Origin of the sequence: Sphingopyxis sp. P1IMeth2 (assembly GCF_900185685.1) — a bacterium.
Classification (GTDB): Bacteria; Pseudomonadota; Alphaproteobacteria; order Sphingomonadales; family Sphingomonadaceae; genus Sphingopyxis; species Sphingopyxis terrae_A.
Window position 1 is genome coordinate 66,737 of record NZ_FYAT01000013.1, and the last position, 14,415, is coordinate 81,151.

Here is a 14,415-nt window from a genome sequence, read left to right on the forward strand (position 1 = left end):
CGGCGGCATGGCACTGACTCTCTATGGCATTCCGAACTGCGACACGGTGAAGAAGGCGCGGCGCTGGCTCGACGAGCGGGGCGTGGCTTATGCGTTTCACGATTATCGCAAGGACGGGCTCGATCCCGCCTTGCTCGATCGCTGGGTCGATGCGCTCGGCTGGGAAAAGCTCCTCAACAAGAGCGGGACGACCTTCCGCAAGCTGCCCGATGCCGACAAGGCGGGGATCGATGCGGCGAAGGCGAAGGCGCTGATGCTCGATCAGCCGGCGATGATACGGCGTCCGCTCGTCGATGCGGACGGCGCGTATAGTGTGGGATTTTCCGCCGGTGACTGGCAACAGCGCTTTGCGGCATGAAGGCCTGGCGCGCCGCGCTGGCGCTGCTCGCGCTCGCCGGCTGCGGGGCTGAACCGATGGCGGCGCAGCCCACCCTCGACGGAAAGCCCGCGATCGTCATCGCGCATCGCGGGGCGTCGGGCGAACGGCCCGAACATACGCTCGCAAGCTATGAACTCGCGATCGAACAGGGCGCCGATTTCATCGAGCCCGATCTGGTACTGACCAAGGACGGCGTGCTCGTCGCGCGGCATGAGAATCAGATTTCGGAGACGACCGACGTCGCCGACCACCCCGAATTCGCCGCGCGCAAGACGACGAAGCAGATTGACGGCCAGGATGTGACCGGCTGGTTCACCGAGGATTTCACGCTGGCCGAGCTCAAGACGCTGCGTGCGAAGGAGCGGCTGCCACAACTGCGCGCGACTGAATTTGACGGGCGCTACCAGATCCCGACCTTTGCCGAGATCCTCGACCTGCTCGTGCGGGTCAACAAGGGGCGCGAGCATCCGGTCGGCGTCTATCCCGAAACCAAGCATCCGAGCTATTTCGCCAGCATCGGCCTGCCGCACGAAGCGCCGCTGCTCGCGATGCTGGCGCGCTATGGCTATCATGGCCGCAGCGCGCCGGTGTTCATCCAGAGTTTCGAGGTCGGCAATCTGAAAGCGATCCGGGCGAAAAGCGACCTGCCGCTGATCCAGCTCATGGACGGCGAGGGCGGTCCGGCCGACCATGCGCAGCAAAGCTACGCCGCGATGGCGACGCCTGCGGGGCTGAAGGCGATTGCCGCCTATGCCGACGGGATCGGACCCAACAAGACAATGATCATCCCGCGGACTGCGCTCGGCACGCTCGGCGATCCGACCCATCTGGTGCGCGATGCCCATGCCGCCGGACTGAAGGTCCATCCGTGGACCTTTCGCCGCGAGAATTATTTCCTGCCGCTTGGCGACAAGAGCGGCATCAACCCCGCCGGCCACGGCGATCTGGCGGACGAGATCCGCACCTATCTGAAGACCGGGATCGACGGCCTGTTCAGCGACAATTCGCGCGAAGCGGTGCCGGTGGTCCATGCAGGAGTATCGCAATGACGCAGCGTCCCCTTGGCCAGAGCGGCCTGTCGGTCCGTCCCTTCGTGCTGGGCGGCAATGTCTTCGGGATGACCGCCGATCGGGCCGCAAGTTTCGCGATCCTCGACCGCTTCGTCGAGCGCGGCGGCGGGATGATCGACACCGCCGATGTCTATTCGGCGTGGGTGCCGGGGCACAAGGGCGGCGAATCCGAAAGCATGATGGGTGCGTGGCTGAAGGATAGCGGCGCGCGCGACCATGTGCTGATCGCCACCAAGGTCGGCATGATGCCCGGCGGGCTGAAGCCCGATCGCATCCGCGAAGCGGTGAAAGGCTCGCTCGATCGGCTCGGCGTCGATACGATCGACCTCTACTTCGCGCACAAGGACGATCCCGATGTGCCGTTGGACGAAGTGCTCGGCGCGTTCGGCGAACTGGTCGATGCGGGGACGGTGCGCGCGATCGGGGCATCCAATTATAGTGCCGAGCGGCTGGCCGAGGCGCTGCGCGTCGCCGACGCCGGGGGCCTGCCGCGTTTCACCGCGATGCAGCCCGAACTCAACCTGCTCGACCGCGATCAATATGAAGGCGCGCTGCAACAGCTTTGCATCGCCGAAGGGCTGGGCGTCGTCACCTATTTCAGCCTCGCGTCGGGCTATTTGTCAGGCAAATATCGCAGCGCCGAGGATCTCGGCAAGAGCCCGCGCGGCGCGCGCGCCAAAGTCTATCTGGAGGGCAAGGGGCCGGCGGTGCTCGCCGCAATGGACGCGATCGCTGCCGAATCCGGCGCCACCCTGTCGCAGATCGCGCTCGCCTGGGTCGCCGCGCAGCCGGGCGTCACCGCGCCGATCGCGAGCGCCACCTCGGTCGCGCAACTCGACGAGATCATGGACAGCGAGACGGTCACGCTGACCGACTTGCAATTGGCGGCGCTGAACGAAGCGGGGCGCGGCACCGCATAAGGTTCGCCGCGCACGCGGCCGTTTCGGCCCGGCCGGCCCCCGGGGAGAGACGAGCCGGGCCAGCGCGGCCGCGCATCGGATCAACCGCTTTCCTCGTCCCACCCGAACACCTGTTCGAGCGTCTTGCCGAAGGTGCGCGCGATACGGAAGGCGACTTCGAGCGAGGGCGAATATTTGCCTTGTTCGATCGCGGCGATCGTCTGGCGGGTCACGCCGACGCGCTCGCCGAGTTCGGCCTGCGTCATTTCTCCCGCGAGGAAGCGCAAGGTGCGGATGTCGTTGGAGAAAGGCAGCCTAGCCATGCCAACCCCGGCGATAGCTGATGAGGACGACCGCGCTGTTCACCAGTTCGGCGAGAACGATTGCGAACAGGCCTGTGTTCGCGAGCGGCACGCCCTGCTCCACAAAGGGCAGATAGACGCCAACGACCATCATCCCCGCCAGCAGGACATAATAGGCGATCGTGGCGCCGCGACGGCGGATCGCGCGGTCGCGCTCATCAGCACGGACCCGCTCCGACTTCGGCGCCCGCGCGGACAGGATGATGGTGCCGACGATGACGATGGCCGCGTGCGCCAAGGCGATCGAGCCGAACAGCCACAGCATGGGGAAAACTTCGCGCCCGGCCGGATGCCCGGCGATGATGAGTCCGAAATAGAGACTATAGGCGGCAAGCATGGCGAAGACGTTCAGCCACGCCGACTTTTCGCGGAAATTCATGGACAAGTCTCCGGTACCTGCGCCGGCAAGCTGCCGCGCCGTTTCAAGGGTCGCGCGGGGCATGGGTCAATAGCCCCGGCGATAGAGGTAAAGCTGGACGCCGATCCGCGTCAGTTCGGCGAGGACGACCGTCGCAAGCAGCAGGTTGAGCTGCACCGCCGGCCCCGCGTTCCAGAACAGGGCGAAGATGCTGACCCACACGCCGACGACGAGCGGATAATAGGCATGATGGGTGCCGCGATAATGGATCGAACGGTCGCGCTCGTCTTCCTTGAGGTTGGCCTCGGCCGGGGTGCGGATCGCCATCCAGGCCGATGCGATCGTCATCGCGATGATGATCGCGACGGTGACCGGCAGCAGCATCCCCGCACTCGCCCAAAGGCCCGCCGGGCTCGCTGCGATCCCCCACGGATAGGCAAGAAAATACCAGCCGAAGGCGGCGATCATCGTGACCAGCGTCACCCAGTGAATTTTTTCGCGGAACGACATTTGGCGTCTCCATGTTCATAATATGCGACTTTATGTAAATAATTTTTTACATTGAGTCAATTTTTGCGGACATCGCTCCGCTTTGCGGCCTTTCGCAGCGCAGCATAAGCCGCTAAACCCGCGCCCCATGTCCACGCTCCCAAAAACGCTCACCCTCGACACCTCCACCAGCCGCGCCAATCCGACGCCGCAGCCGATGAAGCGCCTGACGGTGCCGCGCATTCGCCAGCGCAAGGGCGGCGGCGAGCCTTTGGTGATGCTGACCGCCTATACGGTGCGGCAGGCGCAGCTGCTCGACCCGCATTGCGACATGCTGCTTGTCGGCGATTCGCTGGCGCAGGTGATCTATGGCCTCCCGCATACTGTCGCGGTGACGATGGAGATGATGGCGTTGCACGGCGCCGCGGTGGTGCGCGGCAGCTATCATGCCGCGGTGATCGTCGACATGCCCTTCGGCAGCTATGAGGCGAGCCCCGAACAGGCCTTCGCCAATGCCTCACGCCTGCTCAAGGAAACCGGCGCGGCGGCGGTGAAGGTCGAGGGCGGCAAGGTGCTCGCCCCGACGATCGAATTTCTGACCCAGCGCGGAATTCCGGTGATGGGGCATGTCGGGCTGACGCCGCAGGCAGTAAACATCCTCGGCGGCTATGGCGTGCGCGGCAAAAGCAACGAGGAAGCGCGCACGATCGTCGAGGATGCGGTCGCTGTCGCGCAGGCCGGTGCCTTTTCGATCGTTATCGAAGGCGTGCTCGAATCGATCGCGATCGAGATTACCGGCAAGGTTGCCTGTCCGACGATCGGTATCGGTGCCTCGGCGCAATGCGACGGGCAGGTGCTCGTCACCGACGACATGCTCGGCATGTTCGAACGCGTCCCCAAATTCGTGAAGCGGTACCAGGATATGGCGGGTGTGATCGACGGCGCAGTGAAGGAATATGCCCAGCAGGTCAGGTCCCGTTCATTCCCGACCGACGATCAAATCTACAAGGGTTGATGGCGCCCCGGACGGGTGCCTGCAGGGGTCAAGTGAATCGCTTGGCCTTTTTCGGCATGACCGCTAAGGAACGGCCGGCGAACCCGAAGCGGGCATCGCTCGCGAACGAGTTATGGAGGATTGATTGGCCCTGAGCCCGACGAACAATGCGGCCTTCCTGCAGGAAGTCGACGAGGCCGTCCGCAAGGATCAGCTCAGCTCCATCATGCAGCGCTACGGCCGCTGGATCGTCGGCGCGGCGATCGCGGCGCTGCTGGCGTTCGGCGGCTATCTCTATTGGGAGCACCGTCAGACGGTGGCGCGCGGCGAAAAGGCCGAACAGCTGCTGGCTGCTTTCGACAAGGCTGCGGCGCAGCCGACGGCGGCGACCGTCGATCTCAAGACGCTGGCAGGCGAAGGCAATGCCGCCTATCGCGCCGCCGCGCTGATCGAACAGTCGAACATGAAGGCGAAGGACGGAGACCTGAAAGCCGCCGCCGCGCTGCTCGCGCAGGTCGCGGGCGACGCCAAGCTCGACCAGTCGATGCGCGATATGGCGCTGGTTCGCCAGACCGCGCTCGAATTCGATACGATGAAGCCTGAGGCGGTAATCGCGCGGATGAAGCCGCTCGTCGATGCGACCGACCCGGTATCGAGCTGGTTCGGCAGCGCGGCCGAGCTGACGGCCGCGGCTTATTATCACCTCGGCCAATATGACAAGGCCGGCGCGCTCTATGCGCGTATCGCCAAGGCGCCCGCCACCTTCAAATCGCTGCAGTCGCGGACGGTGCAGATGGCGGGGATGCTCGGCGTCGATGCGGTCGAGGATCGCGCGGCGGAAAGCGTCGCCGAGGACACGACAAAGGACCAGCAAGGCGGTGCCGCCCCGGGCGCAGCGGCCGCCGCCAAGAGTGAGGAAGCCAAATAAGATGCGGAAACGCCAATATGTGATTTGCGCCATGATGCTCGCGCTGCCGCTTGCGGGCTGCGGCGCGTTCAAGGGCAAGGGCGGCCCGCGCACCCCGACGGTAGGCGAGCGCGTTTCGATCCTGTCGAACGACAACAGCATCAAGGTCGATCCGACAACCGCCGAGATTGCGGTGGTGTTGCCCGATCCGGTGCTCAACGCCGATTGGGCACAATCGGGCGGCAATGCGTCCAAGTCGATGGGGCATCCCGCGCTCGGCGCCGCGCGTACCAAAGCGTGGGAAGCGTCGATCGCGGGCAGCACCAAGAAGCAGCGGCTCGCCGCGGCCCCGGTAATTTCGAACAACCGGCTGTTCGCCGTCGATACCGATGCCGTCGTGTCGGCCTTCGCCGCCGATACCGGCGCGAAGCTGTGGAGCGTGTCGATCGGCAGCACGGGCAAGGATTTCGAAAACTCGCTGTTCGGCGGCGGCGCGTCGGTCGACGGCAATGTCGTCTATGCGACGAGCGGCGTCGGCGACGTCGCCGCGCTGAACGCCGAGGATGGCAAGCTGTTGTGGAAGGTCAAACCCGCGGGGCCGCTGCGCGGCGCGCCGACGGTTGCCTTCGGCGGCGTCTATGTGATCACGCAGGACAACCAGATTTTCGCGCTCAATGCCGGCGACGGCGCGGTGCAGTGGCAGGCGACCGCGTCGCTCGAGCCCGGCAGCGTGTTCGGCGCGGCATCGCCCGCGGCCGGGCAGGGAACGATCGTCGCCGGCTTTTCGTCGGGTGAGGTTCAGGCCTATCGTTACGAAAACGGCCGCGACCTGTGGGAAGACGCGCTCGCGCGCACCTCGATGGCGCTGTCGGTTTCGACGCTGACCGACGTCGATGCCGACCCGGTGATCGACCGCGGCCGCGTTTTCGCGCTCGGCCAGGGCGGCCGTATGGCGAGCTATGACCTGCTCACCGGGCAGCGCATCTGGGAAATCTCGATCGCCGGTATCTCGACGCCCTATGTCGTCGGCGAGTGGGTCTATGCGATGACCGACGACGGCAAGCTGCTGTGCGTCGCGCGCGGTTCGGGCAAGGTCCGCTGGATCCAGCAGCTCGCGCGCTATCGCGTCGAAACCGAAAAGAAGAAAAAGGATCCGATCCGCTGGACCGGCCCGATTCTGGCCGGCGGACGGCTGATCGCGGTGAACAGCGAGGGACAGCTCGTCGAATTTTCGCCGACCGACGGTTCGACGCTCGCGACCACCGAGTTCAAGTCGCCCTTGTCGCAGCCACCCGTGGTTGCGAACAACCGGCTCTATATCCTGGCGGACGACGGCACGATCACCGCCTGGCAATAACAGGGCGCGGCCGGGTTGGCCCGCCGCGAAGATAGGATAGACGCATGGCGCGATCCGCGACGATCGCCATTGTCGGCCGACCCAATGTCGGCAAATCGACGCTGTTCAACCGGCTGGTCGGCAAGCGCTTGGCGCTGGTCGACGACCAGCCGGGCGTGACGCGCGACCGGCGCGAGGGCGATGGCAAGCTGCTCGGCCTGGAATTTCTGATCGTCGATACCGCGGGGTTCGAGGATCAAGACGCGGCCACGCTGCCTGGCCGGATGCGCGTGCAAACCGAAAAGGCGGTGCGCGAAGCCGATGCGGCGCTGTTCATGATCGACGCGCGCGCGGGCGTGACCCCGCTTGACGAAGAAATTGCGCGCTGGCTGCGCAGCGAAGACACGCCGATCATCCTGTGCGCCAACAAGGCCGAAGGCAAGCAGGGCGAGGCGGGGCTGATGGAGGCCTATTCGCTCGGCTTCGAATCGCCGATTGCGCTCAGTGCCGAACATGGCGAGGGACTGGTCGATCTGTTCGACGCGCTGCGCCCGATCGTCGAACCCTTCATGGACGCCGACGAAGAGGCGGTCGGCGAAGATGCGGACGAGGATGCGCCGCTCGGCCCGCTCAAGCTCGCGATCGTCGGGCGGCCCAATGCGGGCAAATCGACGCTCATCAACCGGATGATCGGTGAAGACCGACTGATTACCGGACCCGAGGCCGGGATCACGCGCGATTCTATCCGCGTCGACTGGCAATGGGAAAAGGATGGCGAGGTCCATCCGATCCAGCTTTTCGACACCGCGGGGATGCGCAAGCGGGCGAAGGTTCAGGACAAGCTGGAAAAGCTGTCGGTAGCCGACGCGCTGCACGCGGTCGATTTCGCCGAGGTCGTCGTGCTGCTTCTTGACGCCACAAAGGGGCTGGAGGCGCAGGATCTGCGCATCGCCGACCGCGTGCTGGAGGAAGGGCGTGCGCTGATCATCGCGCTCAACAAATGGGACGTCGCCGAAGACCCGTCGTCGCTGTTCAACGGCGTCCGTGCGGCGCTCGACGACGGGCTCAGCCAGATCAAGGGCGTGCCGCTGCTCAGCATTTCGGGCGCAACGGGGAAGGGGATCGACACGCTGGTCCGCGTCGCCTTTGAACAGCGCGCGATCTGGACCAACCGTGTCTCGACCGCGAAGCTCAACCGCTGGTTCGAACGCGCGGTAGACGCCAATCCGCCGCCGGCGCCGGGCGGCAAGCGGATCAAGCTGCGCTACATGACGCAGGCGCGTACGCGTCCGCCGACCTTCATCATCTTCGGAAGCCGGACCGATTCCCTGCCCGCAAGCTACCAGCGCTATCTGGTCAACGGGATGCGCAAGGAACTGGGGTTCCAAGGCGTGCCGATCCGCATCAATTTCCGCAACACGCGCAACCCCTATGACGAATGACGCTGCGGGCACTTCGGCGGCGCTGACCGTCGATGCGCGCGGCATGCGCTGCCCCTGGCCGGCGTTGCGGCTCGCCCGCGCGATGCGCGCCGCCCAGGATGTCGTGCTGATCGCCGACGACCCCAACGCCGCGCGCGAAGTTGCGGCGCTTGCCGCCGAACAGGGCTGGCGGATCGATGACGCCGGGTCGATGAGCGACGCCGCGCGTTGGCGCGTCCGGCGCGACTGACCCGTTTCGGGGCGATTCGGCGGTGTCCGCTTTGCGCGCGTAACCTCTTTTTTACCGACTTCGGTGCATGTGCAGGACGGGACCACGGACCAGACTGAACACCGAGGGACGGAAAATTGGACGAGATCCTGGTCGATTGGAGTGAATTTCGCGCGACTCGCACCCAGTTGGGGGCGGCATTCGTGCGGATTCTGGGCTATTTTCGCGAGGACGGCATCAAGTCGGTCGCCGCGATCGAAGAGGCGATGCGCGCGCGCAGCGCCGGCGGCCTCGTCATGCCTGCCCATACGCTCAAGAGCGAGGCGCGCCAGTTCGGCGCCGAACGGCTCGGCGCGCTGGCCGAAGATATCGAAATGTTCGCGCGCCACTGCGTCGAGGCGCAGGTCAGCCCGGAAGAATATCTGCCGCGCGTCGTCGAACTGCGCCCGCTGTTCGAGGAAACGCTGACCGCGCTCGAACGCGAAGCGAACCCGCTCGTCCAGCGCCGCCCGACTTTCGGCCGCGCCGTCAGCTAAGCGCTGGACCTTCGGCCAGCGCACGCCGCATCGGTTGTCGCTGCCAGCGCGACAGGCTGCGCCAAAGCCATTCGAGCGGGCCATATTCGAAACGCTCAAGCCAGGGCTTCGACCACAGCAGCATCGCCGCCCACATGGCGAAGCAGAAGAGGTAGAGCGCCGCGCGCGGCACGCTGTCGAACAGCGCCAGCCCATAGCCGTAGAAGATCGTCGTCATCACCACCGACGTCGCGAGATAGTTGGTGAAGGCCATGCGTCCGGTGGCCGCAAGCCGGGCGCGCAGCGCAGGCGATGCCGCGGTCCTGATGAGCAGCATGATGAGCGCGGCCCAGCCGACCGTCATCACGAAATCGAACGGGGTCGACCAGACGAGTGCCGCACCGAACACCGTGACGGTACCGAAACCCGTGGCTGCGCTATGCCAGGCCAGCAGCGCGAGCGGCGGCGCGGATAACAGGAAGGCCGCGATCGCCCATTTGCGATAGCGCGCGGCGACCCATTCGCCCGTCAGCATCCGCGCCCTGAACAGCGCCATGCCGATCAGCATCAGCGCCATGCTTTCCCAAAGGAACAGCATCACCTGTGTCAGCGGTTCGAGCGCACCCGCGCCGAACCGCATCCCCGCGATCGCGCCGTAGCTTCCCAGATAATGGGCGACATCCCTGGCATAGTCGGGCGAGTCCGGACCCATCATCGCGTTGAATTGCGCCATCTGTTCCCGCGCCTCGGCGGCCGCAGTGCCGGGCAATTGCCCCGCTTCGAGCAGCGTCATCGACAGCCACATCGATCCCATCAGCGCCATCGCGACCAGCAGGAAGCCCGCCGCCCACCAAAGCAGCGCGCGCACCGACAGACCGCGGAACAGGAAGAGCAGCAGGCCGCAGACGGCATAAAGCGACAATATGTCGCCGAACCAGATGAAATAGAAATGCGCGAGGCCAAAGAGGCCGAGCCACAGCATCCGCGCATAATGCGTCGCCGCCGCGCTGCGGCCCGCCGCCTCGGCGCGCTCGATCACCAGCAGCGTGCTCGCCCCGAAGAGCATCGAGAACAGGCCGCGCATCTTCGAATCGACGAAGACGAAATTGAACGCCCATGCGGCAAGGTCCGCCCCGCCCGGCGCGCCGCCCGCGGCGGGGTTGAAATAGGCGCTCATCGGCATCGCAAAGGCGACGATGTTCATTGCCAATATGCCCATCACCGCAACGCCGCGAATCGCGTCGAGGCTTTCGTACCGGTCGGTCATGCTTCGTCCCCCAACACGTCTATCGCCGAGGCCGACGGCCGCGTCCAGCGGCTTGTCCGGCCCGCACATACCGGCCATTCACGATATATTGACATTTGTGTCAGTAGTGACTAGATCGAGACTTCACGGCCCCAACCGCAAGAGATACGCTATGACCGCTATCCCGCTGATCCACCCCGACCGCACCGACACCGGCTTTCGCCCGCTGAAGGCGCTGCACCATTTCCGCAAGCTGATCGCCGACAAGGAGGACACCGAACAGGTGTTTCACATTCTCGACGCGCTGCGCGACAATCGGTTCAAACGGTCGGTCGCGCGTTTCTTTGCGACCGCGGAAGGTCAGAAGGTCCTAGCCGATCGCCCCTATCTGCCGGCGATGCTCGACGATCATGACGCGCTGCGCAAATTGCCCGAAGGCAGCGTCGGTCGCGTCTATGTCGATTTCATGGAACGCGAAGGGCTGACCGCGCAGGGACTTGTCGATGAATCGATGAAGTTCCGCCGCACCAAGCCGCGCTTCGACGATATGGTGGAGCTTTATGGCGACCGGCTGCGCGACACGCACGACCTCTTCCACATCCTGACCGGCTATGGCCGCGACGCGCTGGGCGAACAATGCGTGCTTGCCTTCTCGTACAGCCAGACGCCAAGCTGGGGGACACTGTTCATCGCCTGGGCGGGCGCGCGCGAGATCCGCAAGGGTTTCGGCAGCCGCTACCCGATCTACGGTGCGGTCCGCGAAGGCCAGCGTATCGGCCGCGTCGCACAGCAGATCGCCTTTCAGAATATCGAGGCGCTGCTGGCCGAACCGATCGACGCGGCGCGCCAGCGTCTGGGGATCGCCGAGCCGAAAATCTACAAGCAGGTCCACGCGATGATGCGCGCCGATGGGGTCGATCCCTATGACCTGCTCGGTACCAAAGAGGCCGCCGAAGCGGCGACGCAGCCCGAACTCGCGCAGGCGGCCTGAACGCCGCTTGCTCTTGCTCAGCCGCCCAATCGGGCGATCAGGGCCTGCGCCGCTGCAGGATTGCGCACCTTGGCGCCCGCGATAAAGAAGACATAAGCGTCGCGCTCGCCGGCCGCCCAAGCCTTCGCGCGCGCCTCCCAATGGTCGAGCGCCGCCTCGTCGTAGCCCGTCGCGACATCGTCGCGGCTGCGCTGCAGCCGCGCATAGCTGAAGTCCGCCGTCGCCTCGTCGATGCACGGGAATTCGTCGCTGTCGGCGAAGACGATCGCCATGTTGCGCTCGCGCGCCAGGTCGACGAAGGCGGCGTCGCGAAAGCTCTCGTGCCGCACCTCGAGTGCGTGGCGCAGCGGTAGCCCGTCCTGGCTTTCGGGCAGCAGGTCGAGGAAGCGCGCGAAATCATCGCGATCGAAGGTCTTGGTCGCCATGAACTGCCACAATATCGGCCCGAGCCTGTCGCCAAGGCGCGTCAGTCCCTGCGTCAGAAATTTCTCGACCGACGCCGCGCCATCGGCGAGCTGCTTGCGATTGGTGCAGAAGCGTGACGCCTTGACGCTGAATTTGAACCCGTCGGGGACCGCGGCCGCCCAATTGGCGAAGCTTTCGGGCTTCTGGCTGCCATAATAGGTGCCGTTGATTTCGATCGCGGTCAGATGCTGCCCGGCATAGTCGAGCTCGCGCTTTTGCGGATGTTTCGGCGGATAGAAGGTGCCCCGCCACGGTTCGTAGGTCCAGCCGCCGATGCCGATGTGGATGGTCATGAGTCGGTCACCTCCGCGCAAAATGGAGCGTCGTCATTGCGAGGAGCGAAGCGACGCGGCAATCCCCAGCCATCGTCTCGCACGACCGGTCGCCGGAGATTGCTTCGCTACGCTCGCAATGACGACCTAGGCAAGCGCTGCGTCAGCCCCCATCAGCGCCGGGAAAAAGCCCTCATGCGCCTCGCGTAGCTCGGCGAGCGTCACCGAAAAATCGCTCTCGGGCAGTTCGAAGACGATGCGGTCCTTGATCGTCCGACCAAGCGGATCGACCGGCACGTCGGCGCGGTTCGCAGCGTCGAGGAAGTCGGCGAGGCAGGTGTCGCAGACGGTGACGAGATAGAGGCCCTGATCCTCGCCGAAAAAGCTTTCGGCAATACCGAAGGGCTGTTCCTCGCTGACGAGCACGCCAATGCCTGATTTCAGGGCCATTTCGGCGAGTGCAACCGCGACGCCGCCGTCCGACACATCGTGGCAGGCGGTAATCCAGCCGGCGTTGATTGAGTGGCGGATGAAATCGCCGGTGCGCTTTTCGGCGCGCAGGTCGACCGGCGGCGGCGGGCCTTCCTCGCGACCGAGGATTTCGCGCAGCCAGACCGACTGGCCGAGGTGGCCGGCGCGCTCGCCGACCGCGAGCACGATATCGCCGGTGCGCTTGAAGCCGATGCCGACGGCCTTCGACAGATCGTCGATCACGCCGACGCCGCCGATCGCGGGGGTGGGCAGGATCGCGCTGCCGCCGCCGGTCGCCTTGCTCTCGTTATAGAGGCTGACATTGCCCGAGACGATCGGATAGTCGAGCGCGCGGCACGCCTGGCCCATGCCGTCGAGGCACCCGGTGATTTGCCCCATGATCTCGGGGCGCTGCGGATTGGCGAAGTTGAGGCAGTTGGTGATCGCGAGCGGGGTCGCGCCGACCGCGCTGATGTTGCGCCAGGTTTCGGCGACCGCCTGCTTGCCGCCCTCGACCGGGTCGGCATAGCAATAGCGCGGGGTGCAGTCGGTGCTCATCGCGAGCGCGCGGCCCGTGCCGTGGATGCGGACGAGCGCTGCGTCGCCGCCGATCTGCACCGTGTCGCCGCCGACCTGGCTGTCATATTGTTCGTAGATCCAGCGGCGGCTTGCGATGTCGGGCGATCCCATGAGCGTCTTGAGGTCGGCCGCGACATCGGCGGTTTCGGGGACGTCGGTCAGGTCGGGCTGCTTCGGCGTCGGAACGTGCGGCCGGTCATAGAGCGGCGCATCGTCGGCGAGCGGGGCGAGCGGGATGTCGCAGACGATCTCGCCATGATGTTCCAGCACCATGCGCCCCGTATCGGTGACGGTGCCGATAACCGCGAAGTCGAGTTCCCATTTCTCGAAGATCGCCTTCGCAAACTCTTCCTTGCCGGGCTTCAGGACCATCAGCATGCGTTCCTGGCTCTCGGACAGCATCATTTCATAGGCGGTCATGCCGGTTTCGCGCTGCGGCACATCGTCCATCTTGAGGTGGAGGCCGACGCCGCCCTTCGACGCCATTTCGACCGACGAGGAGGTGAGTCCCGCAGCGCCCATGTCCTGGATCGCGACGATCGCGTCCGACGCCATCAGCTCGAGGCATGCCTCGATCAGCAGCTTCTCCGTAAAGGGATCGCCGACCTGCACCGTGGGGCGCTTCTCCTCGGCATCCTCGCCGAAGTCGGCCGACGCCATCGTTGCGCCGTGGATGCCGTCGCGGCCGGTTTTCGATCCGACATAGACGATCGGATTGCCCACGCCGCTGGCGGCCGAATAGAAGATCTTGTCCTGCTCTGCGACGCCGACGGTCATCGCGTTGACCAGGATGTTGCCGTCATAGGCTTTGTGGAAATTGACCTCGCCGCCGACGGTCGGAACGCCAACGCAATTGCCGTAGCCGCCGATGCCGTGGACGACGCCCGAGATGAGATGCTTCATCTTCGGATGGTCGGGGCGGCCGAAGCGCAGCGCGTTGAGGTTCGCGACCGGACGCGCACCCATCGTGAAGACGTCGCGCAGGATGCCGCCGACCCCGGTCGCCGCGCCCTGATAGGGTTCGATGTACGAGGGGTGGTTGTGGCTCTCCATCTTGAAGATCGCCGCGAGCTTCGTGCCGTCGGGACCTTCGCCGATGTCGATGACGCCGGCATTTTCGCCGGGGCCGCAGATCACCCACGGCGCCTCGGTCGGCAGTTTCTTGAGGTGGAGGCGCGAGCTTTTGTAGCTGCAATGCTCGGACCACATGACCGAAAAGATGCCGAGTTCGACAAGGTTCGGTTCGCGCCCCAGAGCGGCGAGGACGCGCTCATATTCTTCCGGAGACAGGCCATGGTCGGCGACGATCTCGGGGGTGATGACGGAGGCGGGCGCGCTTGCTGTCTGAGTCATGGCGCGCCTTTAGCGATGTACGCGCGAAACGAACAGACCCCACGATGCTTTTCGCACCATGGGGTCCGGGTCGGAGAGG

General features: G+C 65.3%; 16 protein-coding genes. 10 read left to right on the top strand and 6 right to left on the bottom strand.

What is annotated here, in order from left to right; all coding sequences use genetic code 11:
* Window positions 1–7: 7 nt before the first annotated feature.
* The 3 genes from P1IM2_RS11690 to P1IM2_RS11700 are packed head-to-tail and all read left to right on the top strand — an operon-like array spanning window position 8 to window position 2,369.
* Window positions 8–358 (top strand): ArsC family reductase, encoded by a 351-nt coding sequence (locus tag P1IM2_RS11690; protein ID WP_062900689.1) that lies wholly within the window; start codon window positions 8–10, stop codon window positions 356–358.
* Window positions 355–1,428: a glycerophosphodiester phosphodiesterase gene (locus P1IM2_RS11695; RefSeq protein WP_186402583.1), complete on the top strand. Its 1,074-nt coding sequence runs from the start codon at window positions 355–357 to the stop codon at window positions 1,426–1,428. The genes P1IM2_RS11690 and P1IM2_RS11695 overlap by 4 nt, the downstream gene beginning before the upstream one ends.
* Window positions 1,425–2,369 (top strand): aldo/keto reductase, encoded by a 945-nt coding sequence (locus P1IM2_RS11700; RefSeq protein WP_186402584.1) that lies wholly within the window; start codon window positions 1,425–1,427, stop codon window positions 2,367–2,369. Before P1IM2_RS11695 ends, P1IM2_RS11700 begins: the two co-directional genes overlap by 4 nt.
* A gap of 80 nt (window positions 2,370–2,449) precedes the next feature.
* Here the strand turns inward: P1IM2_RS11700 and P1IM2_RS11705 are convergent, their stop codons facing one another.
* The 3 genes from P1IM2_RS11705 to P1IM2_RS11715 form a co-directional block, all read right to left on the bottom strand.
* On the bottom strand, window positions 2,450–2,671 hold the full coding sequence (locus tag P1IM2_RS11705) for a helix-turn-helix transcriptional regulator (protein WP_186402585.1): 222 nt from the start codon (window positions 2,669–2,671) through the stop codon (window positions 2,450–2,452).
* On the bottom strand, window positions 2,664–3,089 hold the full coding sequence (locus P1IM2_RS11710) for a hypothetical protein (RefSeq protein WP_186402586.1): 426 nt from the start codon (window positions 3,087–3,089) through the stop codon (window positions 2,664–2,666). The genes P1IM2_RS11705 and P1IM2_RS11710 overlap by 8 nt, the downstream gene beginning before the upstream one ends.
* Before the next feature lie 66 nt (window positions 3,090–3,155).
* A complete protein-coding gene (locus tag P1IM2_RS11715) occupies window positions 3,156–3,578 on the bottom strand; it encodes a hypothetical protein (RefSeq protein ID WP_186402587.1) in 423 nt (140 codons plus the stop codon).
* A 127-nt stretch (window positions 3,579–3,705) separates the two neighbouring features.
* Between P1IM2_RS11715 and panB the strand changes: the two genes are divergently transcribed.
* The 6 genes from panB to P1IM2_RS11745 all read left to right on the top strand — a co-directional run bounded on the left by panB (window position 3,706) and on the right by P1IM2_RS11745 (window position 8,980).
* Window positions 3,706–4,572 (top strand): 3-methyl-2-oxobutanoate hydroxymethyltransferase, encoded by an 867-nt coding sequence (gene panB / locus P1IM2_RS11720; RefSeq protein WP_186402588.1) that lies wholly within the window; start codon window positions 3,706–3,708, stop codon window positions 4,570–4,572.
* A 124-nt stretch (window positions 4,573–4,696) separates the two neighbouring features.
* Window positions 4,697–5,479, top strand: coding sequence for a tetratricopeptide repeat protein (locus P1IM2_RS11725; RefSeq protein WP_186402589.1), 783 nt, complete (start codon window positions 4,697–4,699; stop codon window positions 5,477–5,479).
* A gap of 1 nt (window position 5,480) precedes the next feature.
* A complete protein-coding gene (locus P1IM2_RS11730; protein WP_058813132.1) occupies window positions 5,481–6,815 on the top strand; it encodes a PQQ-binding-like beta-propeller repeat protein in 1,335 nt (444 codons plus the stop codon).
* A gap of 44 nt (window positions 6,816–6,859) precedes the next feature.
* Window positions 6,860–8,236, top strand: a complete 1,377-nt coding sequence (gene der / locus P1IM2_RS11735; protein ID WP_003040578.1) for a ribosome biogenesis GTPase Der — start codon at window positions 6,860–6,862, stop codon at window positions 8,234–8,236.
* Window positions 8,226–8,465, top strand: coding sequence for a sulfurtransferase TusA family protein (locus tag P1IM2_RS11740; protein WP_062900684.1), 240 nt, complete (start codon window positions 8,226–8,228; stop codon window positions 8,463–8,465). Before der ends, P1IM2_RS11740 begins: the two co-directional genes overlap by 11 nt.
* Before the next feature lie 116 nt (window positions 8,466–8,581).
* Window positions 8,582–8,980, top strand: coding sequence for an Hpt domain-containing protein (locus tag P1IM2_RS11745; RefSeq protein WP_186402590.1), 399 nt, complete (start codon window positions 8,582–8,584; stop codon window positions 8,978–8,980).
* Here the strand turns inward: P1IM2_RS11745 and P1IM2_RS11750 are convergent.
* Window positions 8,973–10,226, bottom strand: a complete 1,254-nt coding sequence (locus tag P1IM2_RS11750) for a DUF418 domain-containing protein (protein ID WP_186402591.1) — start codon at window positions 10,224–10,226, stop codon at window positions 8,973–8,975. The two genes, P1IM2_RS11745 and P1IM2_RS11750, sit on opposite strands and share 8 nt — an antisense overlap.
* Window positions 10,227–10,377: 151 nt before the next feature.
* Between P1IM2_RS11750 and P1IM2_RS11755 the strand changes: the two genes are divergently transcribed.
* Complete coding sequence (locus P1IM2_RS11755; RefSeq protein ID WP_062900682.1) at window positions 10,378–11,196, top strand: Coq4 family protein; 819 nt, start codon at window positions 10,378–10,380, stop codon at window positions 11,194–11,196.
* 17 nt (window positions 11,197–11,213) lie between these two features.
* Here the strand turns inward: P1IM2_RS11755 and P1IM2_RS11760 are convergent, their stop codons facing one another.
* Complete coding sequence (locus P1IM2_RS11760; protein ID WP_186402592.1) at window positions 11,214–11,954, bottom strand: DUF72 domain-containing protein; 741 nt, start codon at window positions 11,952–11,954, stop codon at window positions 11,214–11,216.
* Window positions 11,955–12,080: 126 nt separating this feature from the next.
* On the bottom strand, window positions 12,081–14,336 hold the full coding sequence (gene purL / locus P1IM2_RS11765; protein WP_186402593.1) for a phosphoribosylformylglycinamidine synthase subunit PurL: 2,256 nt from the start codon (window positions 14,334–14,336) through the stop codon (window positions 12,081–12,083).
* Window positions 14,337–14,415: the final 79 nt, after the last annotated feature.

Coding starts and splice junctions, on each gene's coding strand:
- P1IM2_RS11730 (WP_058813132.1), top strand. CDS start 5,481: ATGCGGAAACGCCAATATGTGATTTGCGCCATGATGCTCGCGCTGCCG.
- P1IM2_RS11705 (WP_186402585.1), bottom strand. CDS start 2,671: ATGGCTAGGCTGCCTTTCTCCAACGACATCCGCACCTTGCGCTTCCTC.
- P1IM2_RS11695 (WP_186402583.1), top strand. CDS start 355: ATGAAGGCCTGGCGCGCCGCGCTGGCGCTGCTCGCGCTCGCCGGCTGC.
- P1IM2_RS11710 (WP_186402586.1), bottom strand. CDS start 3,089: ATGAATTTCCGCGAAAAGTCGGCGTGGCTGAACGTCTTCGCCATGCTT.
- P1IM2_RS11700 (WP_186402584.1), top strand. CDS start 1,425: ATGACGCAGCGTCCCCTTGGCCAGAGCGGCCTGTCGGTCCGTCCCTTC.
- P1IM2_RS11760 (WP_186402592.1), bottom strand. CDS start 11,954: ATGACCATCCACATCGGCATCGGCGGCTGGACCTACGAACCGTGGCGG.
- P1IM2_RS11755 (WP_062900682.1), top strand. CDS start 10,378: ATGACCGCTATCCCGCTGATCCACCCCGACCGCACCGACACCGGCTTT.
- panB (WP_186402588.1), top strand. CDS start 3,706: ATGTCCACGCTCCCAAAAACGCTCACCCTCGACACCTCCACCAGCCGC.
- purL (WP_186402593.1), bottom strand. CDS start 14,336: ATGACTCAGACAGCAAGCGCGCCCGCCTCCGTCATCACCCCCGAGATC.
- P1IM2_RS11740 (WP_062900684.1), top strand. CDS start 8,226: ATGACGAATGACGCTGCGGGCACTTCGGCGGCGCTGACCGTCGATGCG.
- der (WP_003040578.1), top strand. CDS start 6,860: ATGGCGCGATCCGCGACGATCGCCATTGTCGGCCGACCCAATGTCGGC.
- P1IM2_RS11715 (WP_186402587.1), bottom strand. CDS start 3,578: ATGTCGTTCCGCGAAAAAATTCACTGGGTGACGCTGGTCACGATGATC.
- P1IM2_RS11750 (WP_186402591.1), bottom strand. CDS start 10,226: ATGACCGACCGGTACGAAAGCCTCGACGCGATTCGCGGCGTTGCGGTG.
- P1IM2_RS11690 (WP_062900689.1), top strand. CDS start 8: ATGGCACTGACTCTCTATGGCATTCCGAACTGCGACACGGTGAAGAAG.